This is a genomic window from Bradyrhizobium jicamae, from assembly GCF_018130695.1.
Lineage (GTDB): Bacteria > Pseudomonadota > Alphaproteobacteria > Rhizobiales > Xanthobacteraceae > Bradyrhizobium > Bradyrhizobium jicamae_B.
Window position 1 is genome coordinate 38,853 of sequence record NZ_JAFCJX010000029.1, and the last position, 24,092, is coordinate 62,944.

General features: G+C 65.6%; 17 protein-coding genes. 11 read left to right on the plus strand and 6 right to left on the minus strand.

Translation table 11 applies throughout. The features are described from left to right. Positions 1-13: 13 nt before the first annotated feature. From hpaE to hpaH, 3 genes are read right to left on the minus strand one after another with little or no spacing between them, the layout of a single operon-like run. On the minus strand, positions 14-1,561 hold the full coding sequence (gene hpaE, locus JQ604_RS32510) for a 5-carboxymethyl-2-hydroxymuconate semialdehyde dehydrogenase (RefSeq protein WP_212364799.1): 1,548 nt from the start codon (positions 1,559-1,561) through the stop codon (positions 14-16). Then, a complete protein-coding gene (locus tag JQ604_RS32515; RefSeq protein ID WP_212364800.1) occupies positions 1,554-1,952 on the minus strand; it encodes a 5-carboxymethyl-2-hydroxymuconate Delta-isomerase in 399 nt (132 codons plus the stop codon). The genes hpaE and JQ604_RS32515 overlap by 8 nt, the downstream gene beginning before the upstream one ends. 24 nt (positions 1,953-1,976) lie before the next feature. Then, positions 1,977-2,783 carry a 2-oxo-hept-4-ene-1,7-dioate hydratase gene (gene hpaH / locus JQ604_RS32520; protein WP_212364801.1) on the minus strand — a complete coding sequence of 269 codons (807 nt, stop codon included), beginning with the start codon at positions 2,781-2,783 and terminating at the stop codon, positions 1,977-1,979. Positions 2,784-2,887: 104 nt separating this feature from the next. On the opposite strand from hpaH, the gene hpaR reads away from it, so the two are divergent. The 7 genes from hpaR (at position 2,888) to JQ604_RS32555 (ending at position 13,985) form a co-directional block, all read left to right on the plus strand. After that, a complete protein-coding gene (gene hpaR, locus JQ604_RS32525) occupies positions 2,888-3,424 on the plus strand; it encodes a homoprotocatechuate degradation operon regulator HpaR (RefSeq protein WP_433996305.1) in 537 nt (178 codons plus the stop codon). 93 nt (positions 3,425-3,517) lie between these two features. After that, positions 3,518-4,603, plus strand: a complete 1,086-nt coding sequence (locus JQ604_RS32530) for a malate/lactate/ureidoglycolate dehydrogenase (RefSeq protein WP_212364803.1) — start codon at positions 3,518-3,520, stop codon at positions 4,601-4,603. 39 nt (positions 4,604-4,642) lie between these two features. Then, positions 4,643-5,419, plus strand: coding sequence for an HpcH/HpaI aldolase family protein (locus JQ604_RS32535; RefSeq protein WP_212364804.1), 777 nt, complete (start codon positions 4,643-4,645; stop codon positions 5,417-5,419). A gap of 187 nt (positions 5,420-5,606) precedes the next feature. Continuing rightward, positions 5,607-7,133: a UxaA family hydrolase gene (locus JQ604_RS32540; RefSeq protein WP_212364805.1), complete on the plus strand. Its 1,527-nt coding sequence runs from the start codon at positions 5,607-5,609 to the stop codon at positions 7,131-7,133. A 160-nt stretch (positions 7,134-7,293) separates the two neighbouring features. Further along, a complete protein-coding gene (locus JQ604_RS32545) occupies positions 7,294-10,560 on the plus strand; it encodes a DUF2126 domain-containing protein (protein WP_212364806.1) in 3,267 nt (1,088 codons plus the stop codon). Between the two features lie 18 nt (positions 10,561-10,578). Beyond that, entirely contained in the window at positions 10,579-13,110 is a 2,532-nt protein-coding gene (locus JQ604_RS32550) for a circularly permuted type 2 ATP-grasp protein (protein WP_212364807.1), read from the plus strand. Further along, entirely contained in the window at positions 13,107-13,985 is an 879-nt protein-coding gene (locus JQ604_RS32555; RefSeq protein ID WP_212364808.1) for a transglutaminase family protein, read from the plus strand. Before JQ604_RS32550 ends, JQ604_RS32555 begins: the two co-directional genes overlap by 4 nt. Before the next feature lie 11 nt (positions 13,986-13,996). Here JQ604_RS32555 and JQ604_RS32560 read toward each other — a convergent pair whose 3' ends face one another. Next, a complete protein-coding gene (locus JQ604_RS32560; RefSeq protein ID WP_212364809.1) occupies positions 13,997-15,499 on the minus strand; it encodes a sensor domain-containing diguanylate cyclase in 1,503 nt (500 codons plus the stop codon). A 121-nt stretch (positions 15,500-15,620) separates the two neighbouring features. Further along, a complete protein-coding gene (locus tag JQ604_RS32565; RefSeq protein ID WP_212364810.1) occupies positions 15,621-16,580 on the minus strand; it encodes a helix-turn-helix domain-containing protein in 960 nt (319 codons plus the stop codon). 456 nt (positions 16,581-17,036) lie between these two features. Between JQ604_RS32565 and JQ604_RS32570 the strand changes: the two genes are divergently transcribed. Further along, a complete protein-coding gene (locus JQ604_RS32570; RefSeq protein ID WP_212364811.1) occupies positions 17,037-18,032 on the plus strand; it encodes a formylglycine-generating enzyme family protein in 996 nt (331 codons plus the stop codon). An 82-nt stretch (positions 18,033-18,114) separates the two neighbouring features. Here the strand turns inward: JQ604_RS32570 and JQ604_RS32575 are convergent, their stop codons facing one another. After that, complete coding sequence (locus JQ604_RS32575; RefSeq protein WP_249158985.1) at positions 18,115-19,842, minus strand: methyl-accepting chemotaxis protein; 1,728 nt, start codon at positions 19,840-19,842, stop codon at positions 18,115-18,117. Positions 19,843-20,143: 301 nt separating this feature from the next. On the opposite strand from JQ604_RS32575, the gene JQ604_RS32580 reads away from it, so the two are divergent. The 3 genes from JQ604_RS32580 (at position 20,144) to eutC (ending at position 24,036) form a co-directional block, all read left to right on the plus strand. Beyond that, positions 20,144-21,526, plus strand: a complete 1,383-nt coding sequence (locus JQ604_RS32580) for an ethanolamine ammonia-lyase subunit EutB (protein ID WP_212364812.1) — start codon at positions 20,144-20,146, stop codon at positions 21,524-21,526. A 127-nt stretch (positions 21,527-21,653) separates the two neighbouring features. Further along, the gene (locus JQ604_RS32585; protein ID WP_212364813.1) at positions 21,654-23,240 is read left to right on the plus strand and encodes a B12-binding domain-containing radical SAM protein; all 1,587 of its coding nucleotides are present in this window, start codon (positions 21,654-21,656) and stop codon (positions 23,238-23,240) included. Next, entirely contained in the window at positions 23,230-24,036 is an 807-nt protein-coding gene (gene eutC / locus JQ604_RS32590; RefSeq protein WP_212364858.1) for an ethanolamine ammonia-lyase subunit EutC, read from the plus strand. The genes JQ604_RS32585 and eutC overlap by 11 nt, the downstream gene beginning before the upstream one ends. Positions 24,037-24,092: the final 56 nt, after the last annotated feature.

A 24,092-nucleotide genomic window follows, 5' to 3' on the forward strand; every position in this document is an offset into this window, starting at 1 on the left:
TGGCGCCCGCTCCTCAGGATGAGGGGTGGCCGAGCTTCTGAATCTTGTGGGTCCCGCGGGCGAGCGAGACGTGCTTGGTTTCCATGTAGAAGTCGAACGAATAGTTGCCGCCGTCGCGGCCGATGCCCGACGATTTCATGCCGCCGAACGGCGTCGGCAGATGGCGGACGTTTTCCGAGTTGAGCCAGATCATGCCGGCTTCCAGCGCGTCGGCGACGCGCAGCGCGCGGCCCATGTCACCGGTCCAGACATAGCCGGTCAGGCCATACTGCACGCCGTTGGCGATCTCGATCGCATCCAGCTCGTCCTTGAACGGGATCACGGTCAGGAACGGGCCGAACACCTCTTCCTGCGCCACGCGCATCTCGGCGCTCGCACCGGTCACCAGCGTCGGCTGCACGTAGTGGCCGCCGCCGGGCCCGTCATGCGGCTTGCCGCCGACCGCAATCGTCGCGCCGTCCTTCTTCGCAACGTCAAAATAGCTGCAGACTTTTGCGAGATGCCGCTCATGGATCAGCGGCCCGATCTCGGTTGCGGGATCGAGGGGATGGCCGACCTTCAGCGCCCTGACGCGCGCGGTGAGTTTTTCAACAAACTTGTCGGCGATGCTCTGTTGCACCAGCAGCCGGCTCGACGACGTGCAGCGCTCGCCGTTCAGCGAGTAGATCATGAATACGACCGCATCGAGCGCGCGGTCGAGATCGGCGTCGTCGAACACGATCACCGGGTTCTTGCCGCCGAGCTCGAAATGCACGCGCTTCAGCGTCGGCGCGCCCTGCGCCATGATCGCCGAGCCCGTCGAGCTTTCGCCGACGAAGCCGATCGCCTTGATCAGGGGATGCTCGGTCAGCGCCTTGCCGGCCTCTTCGCCAAAGCCGTGCACGGTGTTGAGCACGCCGTCGGGCAGGCCGGCCTGCTTCGCGAGCTTCACCAGCATGTCGGCGGTGACCGGCGACCATTCGGCCGGCTTGTGCACGACCGTGCAGCCGGCGGCGAGGGCAGGGGCGATCTTCCAGGTCGAGAGCATGAACGGCGTGTTCCACGGCGTGATCACGCCGACCGGGCCGATCGGGACGCGGGTCGAGATGTTCCAGTGCTCCTCGCTCGGCGTGCTGAGGCCGTCGCGCGCTTCGGCGCATTTGTCGGCGAAGAAGCGAAAATTCTCGGCGGCGCGGATCGCGGCCTTGGCCATGAAGCGATGCGCCTGACCGGTGTCAATGCATTCGAGCACCGCGATGTCGTCGGCATGATCCTCGATCGCATCGGCCACGCTGTGCAGCAGCTTGCGCCGCTTCGCCGCCGGCATGTCGCGCCAGGCCTTGAACGCCGCGCTCGCCGCCTTGGCCGCACGATCGATGTCCTCGGCATTGCCGCGGGCGACGGTGGCCAGCACTGATCCATCGACCGGCGATTTCGTCTCGAACGTCTGCCCGGACGCCGACGCGACAGCCTTGCCGCCGATCATGTGGCTGATGCCCTCCGCCTTCACCCTGGCGAGCAGGGGGCCGGCACGGTCGCGGTTGGCCTGGAACACGTCCGATGATGAGGTGGATTTATCCATTGACCGTCTCCACTTTCAGCGCCTCGTGGATGTTGTTGCGTTTCCAGCTGGTGTCCTTGTCGTTGATCTGCATGTCGAACGACAGGGCGAACTTCGATTTGACGAACACGGGATCGAGATGCGCCGACAGCGCCTTGAAGATGTGCTCGCCGGCTGTCTTGCGGGTGGCGAGATCGCGCCCCTCCCCGAGCCGCAGCACCATGTCGAGGAAGCCGTAAATCTTGCGCCCGTCGGCGATCGCATAATGCTCGCATTTGATGGCGCGGACGCGGATGCCGCCGAGCGGGAAGATGCCGGTCTCGACCGCCGCCTTGCGAACCAGCTCGCAGGTTGCGCCGATGTCGACGAGGCCGTCGAGATTGGCGGAGTATTCGAGTGTGAAATGCGGCATGGCCGGTCTCCTGCTTGAAAAGCGTCAGGCGAAGTAGCAGCTCACGGAACCGTAAGGCCCATAGTCGGCCTGAATCGTGTCGCCTTTGCGGGTCTCGATCGGGCGGATGAAGGAGCCTGCCAGCACCACCTGGCCGGGCTCGAGCGCAAGCCCGTTGGGTGCGATCTTGTTGGCGAGCCAGGCCACCGCGGTCGCGGGATGGTTGAGCACGCCGGCGGCAAGCCCGGTCTCTTCCAGTTGGCCATTCCGGAAGCACAGCGCGCCGATCCAGCGCAGATCGGCGTCGAGCGGACGAATGGGACGGCCGCCCAGCACGATGCCGGCATTGGCGGCATTGTCGGCGATGGTGTCGAAGATCTTGCGCGTCGCCTTGGTCTGCGGGTCGACGCGTTCCACCCGCGTGTCGAGGATTTCCAGCGCCGGCACCACGAAGTCTGTCGCGTTCAGCACGTCGAACAGCGTGCAGTCGGGGCCGCTCAGGCGGTGCTTCATCACGAAGGCGAGCTCGGCCTCGACGCGCGTGCCGATGAAGCGGTCGGTCGGCACCAGCCCGCCGTCGGCAAAGAACATGTCGTCGAGCAGGATGCCGGAATCCGGCTCGTCGATGTTGAGCGCGCTCTGCATCGCTTTCGAGGTCAGGCCGATCTTGTGGCCCTTGATGATGCGGCCCTGCGCCACCTTCATCTCGACCCAGGCCTTCTGAATCGCGTAGGCATCCTCTAGCGTGATGTGCGGATATTCCAGTGAGAGCTGGCGGATCTGCTTGCGGGTCTTTTCCGCATTGTCGAGCCGTTCGGCGGCGGAGCGGATATCGTCGCGGGAGAGGGCCATGGAGCTCAGCGAAATTGTGGGTGCCGGGAGATGATTAACATGTTAAGTTCTTTTCGGCAAACTGAATCGATGCATGCTGCAGTGCGAAAGTTTGCGGACTGAAGATGGTGCGCAAAAGATCTTTGGACGGATCGCGTCCAGGCCAAACGGAAGCGGGGCCTTCCCGCCGCGCGCCGATGCGCGAGTTCTCGCGCTCGCTACCGATGTCGCTGCTGCGCGCCCGCGAAGCCGTGATGCGCCAGTTCCGCCCGTCACTGCGCAATCACGGGCTGACCGAGCAGCAATGGCGGATCCTGCGTGCGCTCTCCTCGGTCGACGAGATCGAGGTCACGGAACTGGCGCGGCTCGCCTTTCTGCTCGGCCCGAGCCTGTCGCGCATCCTGCGCGATCTCGAGGCGCGGCAGCTGATCGAGCGCAAGGCGGCAGAGACCGACCTGCGCCGCGCCGTGGTCTCGATCTCCGCCAAGGGGTTGAAGCTGATCGAGGCGGTGGCGCCGACCTCGGAAGCGATCTATGCCGCGATCACAAAACGCTTCGGCGCGCGGCGGCTGGCGGAACTGCAGGAGATGCTCACGGCGCTCGAAGGCGATCTCTCCGACATGGCATCGGGCGACGATGCCGAGCTGGATGCGAATGAGTGATCACAAATTTGCATGATGCCGTGGGCGGCACGCATGGCTTGCGTTGCTACTGTGCCGCCAAATTTTTTGACAACGGGAGCGAGCCGTCCATCCATGGTCACGATCAAGGTCGATAACCTCATCAATTTCGTCGCCGAGGTGTTTTCGCATTCGGAATCCTCACCCGAAGAGGCGAAGCGGATTGCGACTTACCTGACGACCGCGAATCTCACCGGCCATGACAGCCACGGCGTGATCCGCGTGCCCGTGTATATCCGCTGGAAGAAGATGGGCTCAGTGGTGCCGAACCAGACGGCTGAGGTCGTGGTCGACACGCCGGCGCTGGCGGTGGTCGATGGCAAGTTCGGCTACGGACAAACTGTCACACCCGTTGCGGTGAAGCTCGGCATCGAAAAGTGCAAGAAGGCGGGATTATCTGCGATCGCGCTGCGCAACGCCGGCCACATCGGCCGCGTCGGCGACTGGGCCGAGATGGCGGCCGCCGAGGGGCTGGTGTCGGTGCATTTCGTCAATGCCGCGGGCTCGCTGCTGGTCGCGCCCTATGGTGGCGTCGAGAAGCGGCTGTCGACAGCGCCTTACTGCGTCGGCATCCCGCGCGAAGGGCAGGACCCGATCGTGCTCGACTTCGCAACGTCTGTTGTCGCCGAAGGCAAGTGCCTGGTTGCCAGCCGCGGCGGCAAGAAGCTGCCGACCGGCGCGCTGGTCGATGCCGACGGCACGCTGAGCCAGGATCCGCACGTGCTCTACGGGCCGTATACGCCGGACGGGCCGCGCGACCACACCAAGGGAACAGGCGCGATCCGTGCCTTCGGCGATCACAAGGGCTCGGGCCTTGCCTTCATCTGCGAGCTGCTCGGCGGCGCGCTGACCGGCACCGGCGCGACCGCGGGCGATCGGCGCTTCGCCAACGGCATGCTGGCCTTCTACATCGATCCGAAGGTCGTCGATCCCGCGCATTTCTTCGACGGCGAGATCACGCGCTACACGGACTTCATCCGCGAGACCAAGCCGATTGCAGGCATCGAAAAAGTGCTGATTCCCGGCGATCCCGAGCGGAAAACCCGCGCCGAGCGCACCAAAAACGGCATCCCCTTGCCTGACGACACCTGGGCGGCGATAGTGAACACCGCACGCGAAGTCGGCGTCAGTGAAGTCTCCATCCAGCGGGCGACCAGCTAGAAACTCGTCCTCCAAGAAACGCAAAAGGAAACGCGATCAATGCCAAACAAGGTCAAACAGGTCTGGGCGTCGGGCAAGGCCGTCGTGAATGGGTGGCTCGCCATCCCCTCCGGGTTTTCGGCTGAAGTGATCGCGCAATGCGGCTTCGACAGCGTCACCGTCGACATGCAGCACGGCGTGCAGGATTACCAGTCGATGGTGACGTGCTTCCAGGCGATGCACGCCCATCCGGTGACGCCGATGGTCCGCGTGCCCTGGAACGAGCCGGGCATCGTCGGCAAGGTGCTCGATGGTGGCGCCTATGGCGTGATCTGCCCGATGGTGAATACGCCGCAGGAAGCCAAGAACCTGGTGTCCTACGCGAAGTACCCGCCGAAGGGCGTGCGCTCCAACGGCCCGATCCGCGCCGGCATGTACGGCTCGGCCGGCACCTATCAGCAGACCGCCAACGACGAGATCGTGCTGCTGCCGATGATGGAGACCAGGACGGCGGTCGAGAACATGGAAGCGATCCTCGACGTCGAGGGCATCGACGGCGTCTATATCGGTCCGTCCGATCTCGGCTTCTCCTACGGCCTGGTGCCGAAGCTCGACCGCGACGAGCCGGAGATCCTCAAGATCTACGAGAAGATCATCAAGGAGTGCGCCAAGCGCAACCTCAACCCTGGCATCCACTGCTCCGGCGCCGAAGGCGCGGTTCGTGCGATCAACATGGGCTTCAAGCTCGTGACGCTGTCGAACGAGGTCGGCCTGATGTCGACCTACGCGAAGATGCAGGTCAACGCGACGCGGAAGGATTCCGCGGGCAAGGCGTAATCTATCCTCCCCCCTCGCCCCGCTCTTCGCGGGGAGAGGGTTGGGGTGAGGGGCCTCTATCCGGTGAGCACCGTCTTTGTAGTTGGCATTGTGCCTCGCCCCTCACCCGAATTCTCGCTTTGCGAGAATTCGACCTCTCCCCGCAAAGGGCGGGGAGAGGTGAAGTCAAGAATCCAGGAGACTCACCATGGCCGCAGCGACACCCGTCATCCGCCTGCATCCCGACGACAGCGTCCTGATCGCGCGTTCGAGTTTGCCGCCCGGGCTTGTGGTGGCCGATGGCGTCACCACCGTCGACCGCATTCCGGCCGGCCACAAGGTGGCGATCAAGCCGATCGCGCAAGGTGAGCCGATCCGCCGCTACGGGCAGATCATCGGCTTTGCCACCGCGCCGATCGCGCCGGGCCAGCATGTGCATACGCAGAACTGCGGCATGGGCGATTTCGCCAAGGACTACGCCTATGGCGTCGACGTCAAGCCGGTGCCGAACTTCGATCTGCCCGCGACCTTCGAGGGCATCCGCCGCGCCGACGGCCGCGTCGCGACGCGCAACTATATCGGCATCCTCACCTCGGTGAATTGCAGCGCCCATGTCGCCGGCATCGTCGCCGACATGTTCAAGAAGAATCCCTTCACCGGCGACAATCCGCTCGCCGACTATCCCAACGTCGACGGCGTCGTCGCGCTGACCCACAAGACCGGCTGCGGCATGACGCAGGACGAGCCGCTGGCGCTGCTTCGCCGCACGCTCGGCGGCTATGCGCGCCACGTCAACTTCTCCAACGTGATCGTGCTCGGCCTCGGCTGCGAGGTGAACCAGATCGGCGGGTTGATGGCCGAGCAGAAGCTCGCGGGACGGCTGCGCGCGATGGACATCCAGGAGGTCGGCGGCACCCGCAAGACCGTGGAAGCCGGCGTCGCCTTCGTGAAGGAAGCGCTGACCGATGCCAACAAGGTGAAGCGGGAGCCTGTGCCGGCGAGCGAATTGACGGTCGCGCTGCAATGCGGCGGCTCCGACGGTTACTCCGGCGTGTCGGCCAATCCGGCGCTGGGCGCGGCGAGCGATCTGCTCGTGCGTCATGGCGGCACCGTGATCCTGTCGGAGACGCCGGAGACTTACGGCGCCGAGCATCTCTTGACGCGCCGCGCGGTCAGCCGCGAGGTCGGCGAAAAGCTGGTCGGCCTGATGCGCTGGTGGGAAGAGTACACCCAGCGCGAAGGCGCCGAGATGAACGCCAATCCGAGCCCGGGCAACAAGGCCGGTGGTCTCACCACGATCCTGGAAAAGTCGCTGGGCGCGATGGCGAAGGCCGGCAGCACCAACCTCGTCGACGTCCTGCACTACGCCGAGCCCGTCACCAAGAAAGGCTTCGTGTTCATGGACACGCCCGGCTACGACCCGGTCGCGGCGACCGGGCAGGTGGCGGGCGGCGCCAATCTGGTCTGCTTCACCACCGGCCGCGGCAGCGTGTTCGGCTGCAAGCCGGCGCCGTCGATCAAGCTCGCGACCAATTCGCCGATGTACAAGCGGATGGAAGACGACATGGACGTCAATTGCGGCACCATCCTCGACGGCGAGGAGACCGTGCAGGAATGCGGCCAGCGCATCTTCGACCTGATCCTCAAGACCGCGTCGGGCCAGCCGACCAAGAGCGAGAGCTTCGACTTCGGCGGCGCCGAGTTCGCACCCTGGGTGCTTGGGGCGACGATGTGAGATCGGCGAATAGCGAGCAGGGAGTGGCGAGTAGGGCGGTTTATTCGCCATTCCCTACGCGCCATTCGCCCGCACCATAGGCATCCCGTGCCCGTTGTTAATGCTTGATCCAATCCGGCAGCAATGTTCTGCTCAAAAAAGCTGCTGGAGTCCCTTTTCCGTGTCGATCTTCGTCGCACTGCATCACGTCACCCACTACAAATACGACCGACCGATCGATCTCGGGCCCCAGACCATTCGGCTGCGTCCGGCGCCGCATACGCGCACGCCGATCCTGAGCTATTCGCTCAAGGTCACGCCCTCAAATCACTTCGTGAACTGGCAGCAGGACCCGCAGGGCAACTGGCTGGCGCGCTATGTCTTCCCGGAGAAGGCGACCGAGCTGAAGATCGAGGTCGATTTCACGGCGCAGATGACCGTGATCAATCCGTTCGATTTCTTCGTCGAACCCTATGCCAACAGCTTTCCGTTCGCGTATCCCGACGACCTGAAGACCGAGCTCGCGCCCTATCTGGAGACGGACGCGCCGGGCCCGCTGCTCGAGGCCTATCTGAAGGACATCCCGCGGCAGGCGGACAGCACGGTCAATTTCCTGGTGGAGCTCAACGCCGCGCTGCAGAAGAGGATCAGCTATCTGATCCGCATGGAGCCCGGCATCCAGACGCCGGAGGAGACGCTCGCGGCCGGCTCCGGCTCGTGCCGTGACTCGGCGTGGCTGTTCATCCAGATGCTGCGCCATCTCGGGCTCGCGGCGCGTTTCGTCTCCGGCTATTTGATCCAGATCCGCCCGGACATCGATCCGATCGAAGGGCCGCGCGAGGTCGAGAGCGATTTCACCGATCTGCACGCCTGGGCCGAGGTCTATCTGCCCGGCGCGGGGTGGATCGGCTTCGACGTCACCTCGGGCATGCTGACGGGCGAGGGGCATATCCCGGTCTGCGCCACGCCGCATTATCGCTCCGCAGCACCCGTCACAGGCACCGCAGGCTCTGCAAAAACCGACTTCGCCTTCGAGATGAGCGTCAAGCGGATCCGCGAGGCGCCGCGAATTACGCGGCCATTCTCCGACGAGTCCTGGTCGCGGCTCGATGCGCTCGGCGAGCAGGTCGATGCCGATCTGAAGGCCGACGACGTGCGGCTCACCATGGGCGGTGAGCCGACCTTCGTGTCTGTCGACGATCTGGAGGCGCCGGAATGGAATATCGCGGCCGTCGGTCCGACCAAGCGTGCGCTCGCCGACGATCTCATCCGCAAGCTGCGCACGCGCTTCGCGCCGGGCGGCCTGCTGCATTACGGGCAGGGTAAATGGTATCCCGGCGAAACGCTGCCGCGCTGGGCATTCGGGCTCTATTGGCGCAAGGACGGCAAGCCGATCTGGAACAACGCCGACCTGATCGCGTCAGTCGAGAATCCGCGCAAGGCTGCAGTCGCGGACGCCGAGCGTTTCGCCGTCGGCACGGCGAAGAAGCTCGGCCTCAGCGCCGACTATGTGATGCCGGCTTACGAGGATCCCGCGTTCTGGATCCAGCGCGAGGCGGGCCTGCCGGCGAACGTGACGCCGGCCAATTCGAAACTCACCGACGCCGAAGAACGCTCGCGGTTGGCGCGGGTGTTCGACGAGGGCCTGACGACTCCAAAAGGCTTCGTGCTGCCGATCCAGCGCTGGAATCCGCTCGGCGACCGCATTCCTGCGCGCTGGCGCAGCGAGCGCTGGAAGATCCGCCGCAGCCATCTGTTCCTGTTTCCCGGCGATTCCCCGCTCGGCCTGCGGCTGCCGATTGCCTCGCTCGAACATGTGCCGCCGGAGGATTTTCCTTACGTCGTCGAGAAGGACCCGATGGCACCGCGCGAAGGGCTCGCCGACGTCGACACTGAACTCGCGCTGGCGCTGAAGGAGATTCCCGAGCCGCTGCCGGTGCGCACCGCGATGTCGATCGAGGTGCGCGACGGCGTGCTCTGCGCCTTCATGCCGCCGGTCGAGAAGGTCGACGATTATCTCGCGCTGATCGCCGCGATCGAAGCGACCGCCGAGGAAACGCAGCTCGCCGTGCATGTCGAAGGCTACGCGCCGCCGTATGATCCGCGCATCGAGGTGATCAAGGTGACGCCCGATCCCGGCGTGATCGAGATCAATATCCAGCCGGCGCAGAGCTGGCGCGAGGCAGTCGACATCACCTTTGGACTTTACGAGGACGCGGCGAAGACACGGCTCGGCGCCAACCGCTTCCTGATCGACGGCCGCCACACCGGCACCGGCGGCGGCAACCATGTCGTGGTCGGCGGCAGCGCGCCGGAGGACTCGCCATTCCTGCGCCGGCCTGATCTGTTGAAGAGCCTCGTGCTGTACTGGCAGCGGCATCCGTCGCTGTCCTATCTGTTCTCCGGCATGTTCATCGGTCCGACCAGCCAGGCGCCGCGCATCGATGAAGCCCGGCATGACGGGCTCTATGAGCTCGAGATCGCGCTCGCGCATGTGCCGCCGGCTCATGTCGAGGCGCCGCTGTGGCTGGTGGACCGGCTGTTCCGGCACATCCTGGTCGACATCACCGGCAACACCCATCGCGCCGAGATCTGCATCGACAAGCTCTATTCGCCCGACGGGCCGACCGGCCGGCTTGGCCTGGTCGAATTCCGCGCGCTCGAAATGCCGCCGGATCCCAGGATGTCGCTGGCGCAGCAGCTCCTGATCCGCGCGCTGATCGCAAAGCTGTGGCGCGAGCCGCAGCAGGGCAAGTTCGTGCGCTGGGGCACCGCGCTGCATGACCGCTTCATGCTGCCGCATTTCCTCTGGGAGGATTTTCTCGGCGTGCTCGCCGAGCTGAAGCAGTCCGGCTACGACTTCGAGCCGGAATGGTATCAGGCCCAGCTCGAATTCCGCTTCCCCGCCTTCGGCCGCGTCCATCACGGCGGCGTCGGCCTCGAGCTGCGCCAGGCGCTGGAGCCCTGGCATGTGCTGGGCGAGGAGGGCTCGGCCGGCGGCACCGTGCGCTATGTCGATTCGTCGGTGGAGCGGCTGCAGGTCAAGGCGACCGGCTTCGTCGAGGGGCGCCATGTCGTCACCTGCAATGGCCGGCGGATGCCGATGACCGAGACCGGGCGTTCCGGCGAGGCGGTGGCCGGCGTCCGGTTCAAGGCCTGGCAGCCCGCCTCAGGGCTGCATCCGACCATTCCGGTCCATGCGCCGCTGACCTTTGACCTGATCGACACCTGGAACGGCCGCTCGCTCGGCGGCTGCGTCTATCACGTCGCCCATCCCGGCGGCCGCAATTACGAGACCAAACCGGTCAATTCCTACGAAGCCGAGGCGCGGCGGCTGGCCCGCTTCCAGGACCACGGCCACACGCCCGGCAAGATCGCGCCGCCGCCGGAGGAACGCACAATTGAGTTTCCGTTGACCCTCGACTTGCGCACCCCGCTCCTGCACTAATGCGCGCGGGGAAGTGCAATGACCGAACAGGGTGGCCAAAGCAGCAATCAGGAGAGCAGGGCCCGCCCCGGACAGCGCCGGATGGCGCAGTGGATGCGCGACTATGCCCGCCTGCCCGGCAGTCCCGACGAATATATCGGGCAGGACGGCGCGCCGCGCCCGGTCTGGACCCGCTTCTTCGATGCCTTCGCCGCGCTGTCGCCCGCCGATATCGAGCGGCGATTCGCCTCCGCCGACCGTCACTTGCGGGAGGCCGGCGTCACCTACCGCGCCCCCGGCGACACTTCTGATCGAATCTGGCCGCTCAGCCATCTGCCGCTGATCATCGACGCCGCCGACTGGCGGCAGCTCTCCGCCGGCATCGCCCAGCGCGCGCAGCTGTTCGAGATGGTGCTCGCCGATCTCTATGGTGAGGGCAAGCTGGTTGCGAATGGAGCGATTCCTGCCGCCGCGATCGCCGGCAGCAATGAGTATCTGCGCGCGCTCAGCGGCGTCAGACCGCCGGGCGGCCGCCATCTGCATCTCTACGCCGCCGATATCGGCCGCGGCCCCGATGGCCGCTGGTGGGTGCTCAGCGACCGCACCCAGGCGCCGTCGGGCGCGGGCTACGCGCTGGAGAACCGCCTGGTGCTGTCGCGCGCCTTCTCCAATCTCTACAAGTCGATGAATGTCGAGCGCGTCGCGCCGTTCTTCGAGGCGTTCCGCGATTCGCTCCGCGCCAGCGCCGACCGCGACGAGCCGCGTATCGGTCTTTTGACGCCGGGCTCCTTCAACGAGACCTATTTCGAGCATGCGACGCTGGCGCGCTATCTCGGCTTCCTCCTGGTCGAGGGCGACGACCTCGCCGTCAGCGGCGATCGCGTCCATATCCGCACCGTCGCCGGGCTGAAGCGGCTCGACGTGCTGCTGCGGCGCGTCGATTCCAACATGCTCGATCCGCTCGAGCTCGACGCCTCCTCCTATCTCGGCGTGCCCGGCCTCGTCGACGTCCTGCGCAAGAGCGGCGTCGTGGTCGCCAACATGCCGGGTTCCGGCGTGATGGAGGCGCGCGCGCTGCTCGGCTTCCTGCCCAATCTGTGCCGGCGGTTGCTCAGCGAAGACCTGATGATGCCGCACATCGCGACCTGGTGGTGTGGCCAGAAATCGGCGCGCGAGCAGGTGCTGTCGCGGCTCGACGAATTCGCCATTGAAGGCGCCTATGGCCGTGGCGTGCCGGGCTTTCCCGGCAATGCTCCGGTGCTGCCCGGCGAATTGTCCGCCGCCGATCGCGACCGCCTCAAGGACGCCATCGCCAACCGCGGCATCGATTATGTCGGCCAGGAGCTGGTGCGGCTCTCGACCACGCCGACCTGGGAGAACGGCCGGATCACGCCGCGTCCCTTCGTGCTGCGGGTGTTTGCGGCGGCAACGCCGAACGGCTGGACCATTCTGCCCGGCGGCTTCTGCCGGATCGCCGAGCAAGCCGACGCGCGCGCGGTGTCGATGGGCGACGGCGCCAGTTCGGCCGACGTCTGGATCGTCTCCGACAAGGCGGTCGCGACCTCGACGTTGCTGCCGGCGGTCGACACCGTCCGCATCCGCCGCATCGCCGGCGTGCTGCCCAGCCGCGCCGCCGACAATCTGTTCTGGCTCGGCCGTTATCTGGAGCGCGCCGAGGCCACGATGCGGCTGATCCGCGCGCTCGGCACGCCGCAGCGCGATCCGACCCGTGGCAACTCCACTGGAAGCACGCCGGCGCTGCATTCGGCCGAACGGATCCAGCGCATGCTGGTTGCCTGGGGCGCGACCTCGCAGACCGCACGCGCCAACCCGCAGAAGGTCGCGCTCGAGGCGCTGCAGAGCGAGGAGAAATTCGGCTCCGCATTGTCGCTGGTGCGCTCGGCGCAGCGCACCGCGACGGGCCTGCGCGAGCGGCTGTCGCCGGATGCCTGGCAGGTCATCACCGAGATGGCGGATCGTTTGGCCGTTGAGGTGCATGACGATGACGGCGTGGTCAGTGCCGCCGAACTCACTTTGCAGGAGCTCGCGAGCTTCGCGGGCCTCGCGCAAGAGAACATGAACCGCGCCGCCGGCTGGCGCTTCCTCGAGATGGGCCGCCGCGCCGAGCGCGCCATCAACACCACGCGCTTCACCCGCCAGTTCGCCTATGACGAGGCCGGCGACGAGGATCTCGACGCGCTGCTCACGCTGGTCGATTGCCAGATCACCTACCGCTCGCGCTATCTGCTGCAGCCGCTGCTGGCGCCGGTGCGCGACCTTGCCATTCTCGATCCCTACAATCCGCGCTCGGTCGCCTTCCAGGTCGCGGCGCTCAACGAGCACATCGCGGCGCTGCCGAGCCTGAAGGAGCACGGCCTGATCGAGCGGCCGCAGCGGCTGGCGGTGGCGCTGGAGGCGATGCTGACCACGGCGGAGGCCGCAACCCTCGATGTGAAAAAGCTGTTTGCGCTGGAGCAGGACCTGCTCAACCTCGCCGACGCCATCGGGCTGCATTATTTCCCGCACGGGCCGAATGCCAGCCGGCCGGAGAAGCTGACAGGCCTCGCGTGATCTACGACATCCGTCACGTCACGACCTACAGCTACGAAACCCAGGTCAGCTTCGCACGCTGCTCGCTGCGGCTCGAGCCGCTGAGCGACGGCGGCCAGACGCTGATCTCCCACAATGTCGAGATCCGCCCGAAGCCGGCCGAGCGCGCGACCAGGCGCGATTTCTTCGGCACCTTGACGCAGAGCATCCTGATCGAGACCGCGCATCGTACCTTGCGGATCGATTCTCGGGCCCGCGTCTCGCTGGATCGCCATCCGCCGGCGCGCGATGCGGTGAGCCCGTCCTGGGAGAGCGTGCGTGACGTCGCGGTCGAGGCAACGAGCTTGGGGCCGACCTCGCCGGTTGGCTACGTCTTCGCCTCTTCGCTGGTGCCTGTGCTGCGGCCGGTGACGGCGTATGCCGCCGCGAGCTTTCCGCCGGGCGGCGGCATCATCGCGGGTGCCGCGGACCTGATGCGGCGGATACGCACCGAGTTCAAATACGATCCCAAGGCCACCGTGATCTCGACGCCGCTGAAGGAAGTGTTCGAGAAGCGCCACGGCGTGTGCCAGGATTTTGCCCATGTGATGATCGCGGGGCTGCGTGGTCTCGGCCTGCCCGCGGCCTATGTCTCCGGCTATTTGCGCACCATTCCGCCGCCGGGCCAGCCGCGGCTGCAGGGCGCGGATGCGACGCACGCTTGGGTCTCGGTGTGGTGCGGCGCCGAACTCGGCTGGATCGGTTTCGATCCGACCAATGATCTCGTGGTCGCCAACGACCACATCATCCTCGCCGTGGGCCGCGACTTCTCCGACGTCTCTCCGGTCGACGGCGTCATCGTCGGCGCGCGCAAGCAGAAGCTCGCTGTGGCCGTGGATGTCCTGCTGGTGGAGTAGGGACCTTTAGTCTAGGCCGCGCGGCGCGCGGCCGGCGCGGTTTGTTCGGCGGAGCTGACGATGACGCGATCACGCCCGGCGCGCTTGGCTTCATACAGCGCGAGATCGGCGGCGGCGACGAGATCGCGCGAGGTCTGGCCGGCGGTGGGCGTCATGCAGGCGAGGCCGATGCTGACGGTCGGCAATTCGCGCTGGGTTTGTCGGGCAGCCGTCAGCCGCTCGCGGATCCGCTCCGCCAGCTCGCTTGCACCTGACACGTTGATGCCGGGCAGCAGCACGGAGAATTCCTCGCCGCCATAGCGCGCCCCGAGATCGGTGGCGCGCTTGGTGCAGGCGGCGATGCATTGCGCCAGCGTCGCCAGCACCTCGTCGCCGGCCTGGTGTCCGTGGGTATCGTTGAACGCCTTGAAGTGATCGACGTCGATCATCAGCAGCGAGACCGGCGCCTTGGCACGCCGGCCGCGCCGCCATTCGGTGGCGAGTGTGGCGTCGAGCCTGCGACGATTGGCGAGGCCGGTCAGGGCGTCGGTGCTGGCGAGCCGCGCGAGTTGCGCTTCGGCCACGGCGCGCCGTTTCACGGCCCCGAGCAGATAGAACATCAGCACGATCGAGAAGGCACACAGCGCCGTCACCACGAGCCCGATCGACCACAGCTGCTGCCACCAGTCGGCATAAATAGCATCCAGTGCGACGCCCTCGGCGAGCAGCAGCGGATGATGTCCGATCTGCTGGTAGACGTAGAGGCGGGTGATCCCGTCGACGACCGATCGTGAGGTGTAGGAGCCGGCGGTCTTCGCCGGGAACTGCCTGAACGCCTGCGACTCCCTGATGCTCTGGCCGATCCGCTCGATCTGGAACGGTGCGCGCATGATCATCGTGCCGTCGGTATTGAACAGTGTGATCGAATCCTTCGGACCGAAATTCAGCTTGCGGAACAGATTGTGGAAATAGCTGAGCCGCATGCTGCCGGCGACGACGCCGGCAAACGAGCCGTCGTCATTGCTGATACGCCGGGAGAGGCTGATCAGATATTCGCCCTCCGACGTCACCCAGGGCGGGCTGATGAACAGTCCGATATCGGGCCTGACACGATGGATCTGGAAGAAATCGCGGTCGGCGAAATTCGCACTGCGCGGGATCAGCGTCCTGGAGTCCTCAGTGACGTTGCCGGCGGGGTCGAGCACCAGGATCGAGCCGAGATCCTTGGCGGTTGCCGCACGGTCGAACAGCACGACCTGGCGCAGCTCCGGGCTGATGCGGTTGATCTCGGGCAGCTTGACGCCGTCGGCGACGGCCTGCAGCGACAGATCGTACAGCTCGATATTGCGCTCGATCTCGCTGGAAATGCTGGCCACGAGGTTGGTGGCGCCATCCTTGGCGTGCTGGAAATCCTTCTGCGCCATCTCCCACAGGATGGAGGCGCAGATCGAGCAGAAGCACAGGATGAGGCCGAATCCGAGCGCGAGCAGCCGCTTTGTCGGCACCGCCCTCGGCCGTGGCACCAGCCCGTCCATTGCCTCTTCCCCCAATCTCTTGCGCCCCCTGCGCCTTGGAGGAACCTCGTACCGCAAGCGGATTGAGAAAGCCGCGGCAAACCGCCGGCAATTTGCGCGGAGGGATTCAGCGATCGTTAACCTAAGCTCTCGCCGGCAAGCCCAGCGTCTGCGACGGGTATTCGCCGAACATCGTGCGGTAATAATGCGAGAAGCGGCCGAGCTCGATGAAGCCCTGCTGGATCGCGACCTCGGAGACGGTGGTCTCGCCCGGCGCGCTCTCCCGCAAGGTCGCATAGATCGCGCACAGCCGCTTGTGGCGCAGGAACGTCACCGGCCCCATGCCGAACACCTCGTGGAAGGCGCGGTGCAGGGTGCGACGCGACAGGCGGAAGTTGGAGCAGATCTCCGAGACATGCACCGGCCGGCTGCCGGCGGTTTCGAGATACTCCTCGACGTCGCGCACCAGCTTCATCGACGAAGGCAAATGGCCGAGGTCGTCCGGCGGCAGCGAGGTCAGGATGTTCGCCGTTACGCAGTCGACGATCGTCCGCTTCCAGAAATCCGCGGCGCCCTCCGACAGCGCGCCCTGCAGCCGACCGAGATGCGCGACGATCTGCGGCAGCCGCTCGGCCGCCAGCATGCCGATCGCGGTGTCGGCGCGAAAATAGTTCTTCTCGCGCCAATTGCCGGGATCGACCAGCCGCGGCTCGCCGCCGAACACGGTCGGCAATTCAGAGAGGTCGAAGCGGATCGCGGCGTAGGACGAGGGTCCGTGGAAGACGCCGTCATGCTCGACTTCCGGCGGGATCACCAGCACGTCGGCGGGGTGCATGTCGAAGGCCCAATGCGTGACGCGGTCCTCGGCGCTGAGCAGCATGCCGACGATCAGCTTGTCGTCGGTCGAGATGCGCTGGGTGCGCACCCCGACATTGAAGGCGCCGATGCTGAGCGAGAAATCGCCGATGCCGACATGAGACAGGGTGCCGCGCAGCCGTCCCCGCCCGAGCTGCATCACGTCGACATGCGATCCTTTGACGGCCTGATGCAGCCCTTCGAAACCGTTGAGCTCGCTGCTGCCAACGAAGAGGTGTCCACCCATCACTTAAACCCGCAACGGAACGCGACCAGTCAATTTCATTGAGAACGAGACGTCAGTGCAATTCGTTGCCCGAGACTGCCCAAGACAACTTGAGCAGAGTGATCCTGATTCGAATGGCAGGATCATGTTGCAAGAAAGATGCGCGGATTTGTCACTGATTTTCCGATAAGGCGGCGCATCCAAACGGTATCGGATTGTTGGATTTGCAACATCCTCCGTTAAGCCTCGGCGCATTGTCGCAGAGATTGGCACATTCTGCACATCACAGGCAATGCGAGTTGCTTTATCGTTTCATTCCAAGGGGATTCAACTTCGCGATCACGTCAGGCAAAACAGACTGCGCGCCGTGCGAGCGGCTGCGGTGATGGATGCGTGCGTACGGGAGGCAGGGGGCGGATCAGTCGGTGCTGCATGGGCTGGCAGCGCGGAGTTTGATGCATCAGCGGATGCGCTGCGATGTTGCGCGATAGCGAGTATCTCGAACCGAAGCTGGATGAATCGCAGACCGAGGACATGGTCTGGATTCCCGGCGGCACTTTCCGGATGGGGTCGGATCACCATCACGCCGAGGAAGCGCCTGCGCATCGCGTGGCGGTGGACGGCTTCTGGATCGACCGCACGCCGGTCACCAATGTTCAGTTTCGTGAATTCGTCCAGGCCACCGGCCACATCACGCTGGCAGAGGTTCCACCCGATCCGACACTGCTTCCGGACACGTTGCCGCAGATGCGCCACGCCGGCTCGCAGCTGTTCATGCCGCCGCAACGTCTGCGCAGCCTGCGCGACGAGAGCCAGTGGTGGACCTTCGTGCCGGGCGCCAACTGGCGGCATCCGCAGGGACCGCGCACCAACATCAACGTGCTGGGCAGCCATCCGGTCGTGCACGTCGCCTGGTCCGACGCACAGGCCTATGCCCGCTGGGCCGGCAAGGATCTGCCGACCGAGGCCGAGTGGGAGTTTGCCGCGCGCGGCGGCCTTGAAGACGAGGAATATGCCTGGGGCAATGCGCTGGCGCCCGGCGGCGTCCACATGGCCAACACCTGGCAGGGTAATTTCCCGCTGCAGAATCTCTGCGAGGACGGCTACGACCGGACCTCGCCGGTGCGTGCCTTCCCGCCGAACGGTTTTGGCGTGCACGACATGATCGGCAATGTCTGGGAATGGACCTCCGACTGGTGGTCGCCCCATCCCCCGTCGGATGCAACGCGGCTGACCCGCATTCCGCACAATCCGCGCGGCGGCCGCGAGCAGGCGAGTTGCGATCCGGCGCAGCCGGAGCCCGCCATGCCGCGCAAGGTCATCAAGGGCGGCTCACATCTCTCCGCGCCGAACTACTGCCGCCGCTATCGCCCGGCCGCGCGCCGGGCCGCCGCGGTCGACGCCTCCACCAGCGATCTCGGCTTCCGCTGCGTGATCCGTCCCGCCGACGCGACGCTGCAGCCGAAGCTGTGAACGTGTGTATTGCGCCGGTGCGCGCCTCGCTACGCGACGTCGTCCTGGCTTTCGCCAGGACGACGGGGAGAGAGCGCAGCCTCTACGCCGCTTCCCCGCGGAGATTGCGGAAGAACTGCTCGACCTCGCGCGACAGCGTCTCGGCGGTTGCGGTCAGCTCGTTCGACGCCGACAGCACCGATTCCGCGGCCGTGCTGGTCTGGCCCATGTCGTCGCGCAGCGAGCCGATATGCGAGACCAGCGTCTCGTTGCCCTGCGCGGCCATCTGCGCATTCACGGAGATCTCGCGGGTTGCGGAATCCTGCTCGCCGACGGCGCTGGCGATGTTGGAGGTGACGTCGTTGATCTCGCGCACGGCATTGCCGATCTCGCGCACCGCGTCGACCGAGGTGCGGGTCGAGGCCTGAATGAGGCTGACATTCTCGCTGATCTCGGCGGTCGCCTTCGCGGTCTGTCCGGCCAGCGCCTTGACCTCATGGGCGACCACGGCAAAGCCGCGGCCGGCATCGCCGGCGCGCGCCGCCTCGATGGTGGCGTTGAGCGCCAGCAGGTTGGTCTGCTCGGCGATCGCCTGGATCAGGTTGAGCACGCCGTCGATCCGCTGGGTGGCGGCGGCAAGTCCCTCGATCTCGCTGATCGACTTGTCGGTGCGCTGGCCGGCCTGCTCGACGGCGCCGGCGGATTGCCGCACCTGGCGGCCGATCTCCTGCACGGAGGCCGACAATTCCTCGGCCGCTCCCGCCACCGCCGATACGTTGGTCGAAGCCTGTTCGGTGGCGCTGGCGGCTGCGACCGCGCGGCTGTTGGCGCTGGAGGCGACGCTGGCAATGCTCTGCGCGGTGCCGCGCATCGCGGCGGCGTTGTCGTGGACCGCGCGGAGCACGGAGCTGATCGTGGTGCGGAACGCCTCGACGGAGGCTTGGATATGACGGCCGCGGGCGTCCCGCGCCTCGGAATCCTGCACCACCTGCGAGTTGAGGTCGCGGTTGCGCGCCATCGCGTCCTGGAAGATCCTGATGGCGCGGGCCAGCGCGCCGATCTCGTCGCCGCGCGCCGCGTGGGGGACTTCGACATTCTCGGCGCCTTCGGCGACGCGCTTGATGGTCGAGGTGATCTGCGACAGCGGACGGGCCACCGAGCGGGCGATGATCAGCACGCCGAGCACGACCACGATCAGCGCGAGGCCGCCGAGGCAGGTCAGCACGAACGACATCTCGCGGTTGGAGTCGGTCTGATGCGCCAGCTTCTTGCTGCGCTCGGCATAGACCTTGGACAGCGCCTCGAGGTCCTTGTTCAGGGCGGTGCGGACTTCGCGATTGGCGTCGTTGTCGCCCCATTCGCGGCCTGCGGCGGCGTTGATCTCGACGCCGCGCCGCACCAGCTCCTTGCGGAACTCGACGAACTTCTGGATGCGCGTCTTGAAGGTCGCGAACTGCGCGGCATCGTCGGCCTGGACGATCGCCTCCCAGTTCTTGACCACGTCGGTGATGCGCTCGTTGAACTTGAGCAGGCCGTCGCCGTATTTCTTCACCGTGGCCGGTTCGGTCGACATGTAGATCCCGCGGGATTCCATCACCACCGCATAGACCAGCGAGTTCACCCGCTCGACATTGAGGGCGGCCCGGCTCGCCAGGTCGACCGCCTCCGTCAGCTCCGCGTTCCGGCGGGCGTTGTAGTCGGACAGGAAGGTGATGGCGGCGGTCAGGACCGCGAACAGGGCAAAGATCGAATACAGCTTGGTTGCGAGCGAGAAGCGGGAGGCCATGGTGCGCCCGGTCAATGAATCAGGGGATGGGTTGGGATCGGTCATCGCGGGCTCTCGGAAAAAGGCCGGAACAGCGCCGTCGGCCGATGAAAAATCATGCAAAATTTTCATGGAGGAAGTCTTAATGGGGGAACTTTTGACCCCTGCCATCCATCGACTTTCGTATAGTTATTTCAAAGGCTTGTTTGGCATGCCGGGTTCCATCCGGAGAACTCCGGAGGGGTGCCTGCGACCAGAGCGCACACCGTCTGGGGAGGCTGAGCCGAAGCCGTTGGCACGGCGGTCGCAAGGCGGTGCTAGAACGGAAATGGCTCTAGGCTGACGCCTCGGGGAAGTGAGAACTGCCATGATCTACCGCCGCGCCATCGATGCCACCTCCTACGTATTCGATGATCTGCGCGACCTGCTCGCCAAGGCGACGCCGCCGCGCTCCGGCGACCGGCTGGCCGGGATCGCCGCCGACAGCGCCGAGGAGATGATCGCAGCCCGGCTCGCGCTGGCCGACGTTCCGCTGAAGCAGTTCCTCACCGAGGCCGTCATCCCCTATGAGGACGACGAGGTCACCCGCCTGATCCTGGACGGCCATGATGCGGCGGCCTTCGCGCCGGTCGCCGCGCTCACCGTCGGCGGTTTTCGTGACTGGCTGCTGTCGGATGCCGCGAGCGCCGGGGCGCTGTCCGCGATTGCGCGCGGCCTGACGCCGGAAATGGTCGCCGCCGTCTCAAAGCTGATGCGCAACCAGGACCTGATCGGGGTTGCGAAGAAGTGCCAGGTGACGACGCGCTTCCGCAACACGATCGGCCTGAAGGGACGGATGAGCGTACGGCTGCAGCCCAACCATCCCTTCGACGACATCAGGGGCATCACCGCCTCGATCCTCGACGGCCTGCTGCTCGGCTCCGGTGATGCCTGCATCGGCATCAATCCGGCGAGCGACGATCCCGCCGTGATCGGCGGCCTTCTGCGGCTGCTCGACGACGTCATCACGCGGCTGAAGATTCCGACCCAGGGCTGCGTGCTCACCCATGTCACGACCACGCTCGGCCTGATCAAGCAGGGGCTGCCGGTCGATCTCGTCTTCCAGTCGATCGCCGGCACGGAAGCCGCCAACCGCAGCTTCGGCGTCGACCTCGCGCTGCTGAAGGAGGCGCGCGACGCCGGGCTGTCGCTTCGCCGCGGCACGGTCGGCGACAACGTCATGTATTTCGAGACCGGGCAGGGCTCGGCACTGTCGGCCAACGCCCATCACCAGGTCGACCAGCAGACCTGCGAGGCGCGGGCCTATGCGGTGGCGCGCGCGTTCGATCCGCTGCTGGTCAACAGCGTGGTCGGCTTCATCGGGCCCGAGTACCTCTACGACGGCAAGGAGATCATCCGCGCCGGGCTCGAGGATCATTTTTGCGGCAAGCTGCTCGGCCTGCCGCTCGGTGTCGACGTCTGTTACACCAACCATGCCGAGGCCGATCAGGACGACATGGACAATCTCCTGACGCTGCTGGCCGCGGCCGGCGTCACCTTCATCATGGGCGTGCCCGGCGCCGACGACGTGATGCTGAACTACCAGTCGACCTCGTTTCACGACGCGCTCTACATCCGCGACCTCTTCGGACTGCGGCGGGCGCCGGAGTTCGACGACTGGCTCGCGACCAGCGGCCTTGCGGGCGGCGATTTTCGTCTTGCCGCCAACGCAGGGCTGCTGCCCGAATTCGCCGCAAGGTTGATCGCATAAAGGAGGCGGTTTTTTACGCAACCATCTGAACGTGACGGCGTTGGGGAGTGACATAATCTTGAAAGATTTCTGGCCCAGCCTTCAATGACGTGCTTAGATTTGGTTGTGCTTCGCTTGAGGGTCATTGATGAGAGCTGAAGGCATTGAAACGATCCGACGTATCCTCTGCGTCTTCCCGCGATACACGTCGGCTTTTGGCACCTTCGAACACGCTTATCCCCTGACCGACGGCGTCCGCGCCTTCATGCCGCCGCAGGGGTTGCTGCTGATCGCGGCCTATCTGCCCGAGACCTGGCCGGTTCGCTTCATCGACGAGAATTTGAACCCGGCGACCAAGGCCGATTTCGAATGGGCCGATGCGGTCTTCGTCAGCGGCATGCACATCCAGCGCCAGCAGATGAACGACATCTGCCATCGCGCCCATGACCACGATCTGCCGGTTGCGATCGGTGGCCCCTCGGTCAGCGCCTGCCCGGATTACTATCCGTCGTTCGACTATCTCCATGTCGGCGAGCTCGGCGACGCCACCAACGAATTGATCAAGCGGCTCGCGGACGACACCACGCGTCCCGACGAGCAGGTGGTGCTGAAGACCCTCGACCGCCTGCCGATGACGGACTTTCCGCTGCCGGCCTATGAGCTCGCCGAGACCAAGAAATACTTTCTCGGCAGCATCCAGTTCTCCTCGGGTTGTCCCTATCAGTGCGAGTTCTGCGACATCCCCGGCCTCTACGGCCGCAATCCGCGGCTGAAGTCGCCGGAGCAGATCATCGCCGAGCTCGACAAGCTGCGCGCATGCGGCATGACCGACACGGTCTATTTCGTCGACGACAATTTCATCGGCAACCGCAAGGCCGCGGTGGACCTGTTGCCGCATCTGGTCGAGTGGCAGAAGCGCACCGGTTATGTCACGCGGCTCGCCTGTGAGGCGACGCTCAACATCGCCAAGCGGCCCGAGATCCTGGAGAAGATGCGCGAGGCGTTCTTCGTCACGATCTTCTGCGGCATCGAGACGCCGGATCCCGACGCGCTGAAGGCGATGCACAAGGACCACAACATGATGGTCCCGATTCTCGAGGGCGTGCAGACCATCAATTCCTACGGCATGGAGGTGGTCTCCGGCATCATCATGGGGCTCGACACCGACAAGCCCGAGACCGGCAATGCGCTGCTGTCGTTCGTCGACGAGTCCCGCATTCCGCTGCTGACGATCAACCTGCTGCAGGCTTTGCCGAAGACGCCGCTATGGGATCGCCTCGAGAAGGCCGGGCGGCTGATCGACGACGAGAGCCGCGACTCCAATGTCGAATTCCTGCTGCCCTATGACGACGTAGTCTCGTCCTGGCGCAAATGCATGGAGATCGCCTACCAGCCGGAGAAGCTGTTCGCGCGCTACCAGTATCAGTGCGACTACACCTATGCGAACCGCATCAAGGTGCCGGTCAGCCCGGAGATGAAGAGCTGGCCCAACATCAAGCGCGGCCTGATCATGCTGCGCAACATCTTCTGGAAGGTCGGCGTGCTCGGCGACTACAAGCGCGTGTTCTGGAAGTTCGCGTGGGGCCGGCTGAAGCGCGGCGACATCGAGGGCCTGATCGGGCCGGCGATGATCGCGCATCATCTGATCACCTTTGCCCGCGCCGCTTCCAGCGGCCGGCAGAACGCGTCGAACTATTCGCTCCGCCTGCGCGAGGCTTCCGTCCCTGCCGAATAGTGACACGACATCGCTACCGCCGTCGTCCCGTTCGCTCGCCGAGCTGCGCGCGCTGACGCCGGCGCGCGTTGGCCTCGGTCGTTCCGGCGCCGGCCTGCCGACCGAGGCGCTGCTCTCCTTCACGCTCGATCACGCGCGTGCCCGCGATGCCGTCCATGCCGCGATCGACGTCGCCGGGCTGATGACGGGCCTCGTCGCGCTGAACCTCGCGCCGGTCGAGGTGGCGAGCCAGGCGCGCAACCGGCGCGACTATCTGCGGCGTCCCGATCTCGGCCGCATGCTCGATCCCGCGGCAAAGCGTCTGCTGGAGGGCAGGGGCGCGCCGTCGCCATCCTGCGCCATCGTGATTGGCGATGGACTGTCACCGACGGCCGTGAACGTCCACGCCGTCGAACTGGTCCGCCATCTGCTGCCGCGGCTTGCGGCTGACGGCATCGACACTGATGTGGTCGCGATCGCCTCCAGTGCCCGCGTCGCGCTCGGCGACGAGATCGGCGCCATCATCGGCGCGAAAATGCTGGTGATGCTGATCGGCGAGCGGCCCGGGCTCTCGGCGCCCGACAGCCTCGGCGCCTATCTGACCTACGGTCCAAGGATCGGCCTGACCGATGCCGAGCGCAACTGCGTCTCCAACATCCACGGCAAGGGCCTCACTTACGAGGAAGCTGCCTTCAGAATCGGCTGGCTGGTCCGCGAGGGGCTGGGACGGAGGATCACGGGCGTCGCACTGAAAGATGAAAGCGGTGGTGGGACGTCGGTGCCTGCGATCGCACAGTGTGACAAATCAGATACTTAATCGTGATTTTCGGCGGTTCCGTGCCGATTCGACCGTCTTCCCGCGCTTGCGAGCAG

Coding starts and splice junctions, on each gene's coding strand:
- JQ604_RS32570 (WP_212364811.1), top strand. CDS start 17,037: ATGTTGCGCGATAGCGAGTATCTCGAACCGAAGCTGGATGAATCGCAG.
- JQ604_RS32585 (WP_212364813.1), top strand. CDS start 21,654: ATGAGAGCTGAAGGCATTGAAACGATCCGACGTATCCTCTGCGTCTTC.
- JQ604_RS32530 (WP_212364803.1), top strand. CDS start 3,518: ATGGTCACGATCAAGGTCGATAACCTCATCAATTTCGTCGCCGAGGTG.
- JQ604_RS32550 (WP_212364807.1), top strand. CDS start 10,579: ATGACCGAACAGGGTGGCCAAAGCAGCAATCAGGAGAGCAGGGCCCGC.
- JQ604_RS32560 (WP_212364809.1), bottom strand. CDS start 15,499: ATGGACGGGCTGGTGCCACGGCCGAGGGCGGTGCCGACAAAGCGGCTG.
- JQ604_RS32575 (WP_249158985.1), bottom strand. CDS start 19,842: ATGACCGATCCCAACCCATCCCCTGATTCATTGACCGGGCGCACCATG.
- JQ604_RS32515 (WP_212364800.1), bottom strand. CDS start 1,952: ATGCCGCATTTCACACTCGAATACTCCGCCAATCTCGACGGCCTCGTC.
- JQ604_RS32540 (WP_212364805.1), top strand. CDS start 5,607: ATGGCCGCAGCGACACCCGTCATCCGCCTGCATCCCGACGACAGCGTC.
- hpaR (WP_433996305.1), top strand. CDS start 2,888: ATGGTGCGCAAAAGATCTTTGGACGGATCGCGTCCAGGCCAAACGGAA.
- JQ604_RS32565 (WP_212364810.1), bottom strand. CDS start 16,580: ATGGGTGGACACCTCTTCGTTGGCAGCAGCGAGCTCAACGGTTTCGAA.
- hpaH (WP_212364801.1), bottom strand. CDS start 2,783: ATGGCCCTCTCCCGCGACGATATCCGCTCCGCCGCCGAACGGCTCGAC.
- JQ604_RS32535 (WP_212364804.1), top strand. CDS start 4,643: ATGCCAAACAAGGTCAAACAGGTCTGGGCGTCGGGCAAGGCCGTCGTG.
- JQ604_RS32580 (WP_212364812.1), top strand. CDS start 20,144: ATGATCTACCGCCGCGCCATCGATGCCACCTCCTACGTATTCGATGAT.
- hpaE (WP_212364799.1), bottom strand. CDS start 1,561: ATGGATAAATCCACCTCATCATCGGACGTGTTCCAGGCCAACCGCGAC.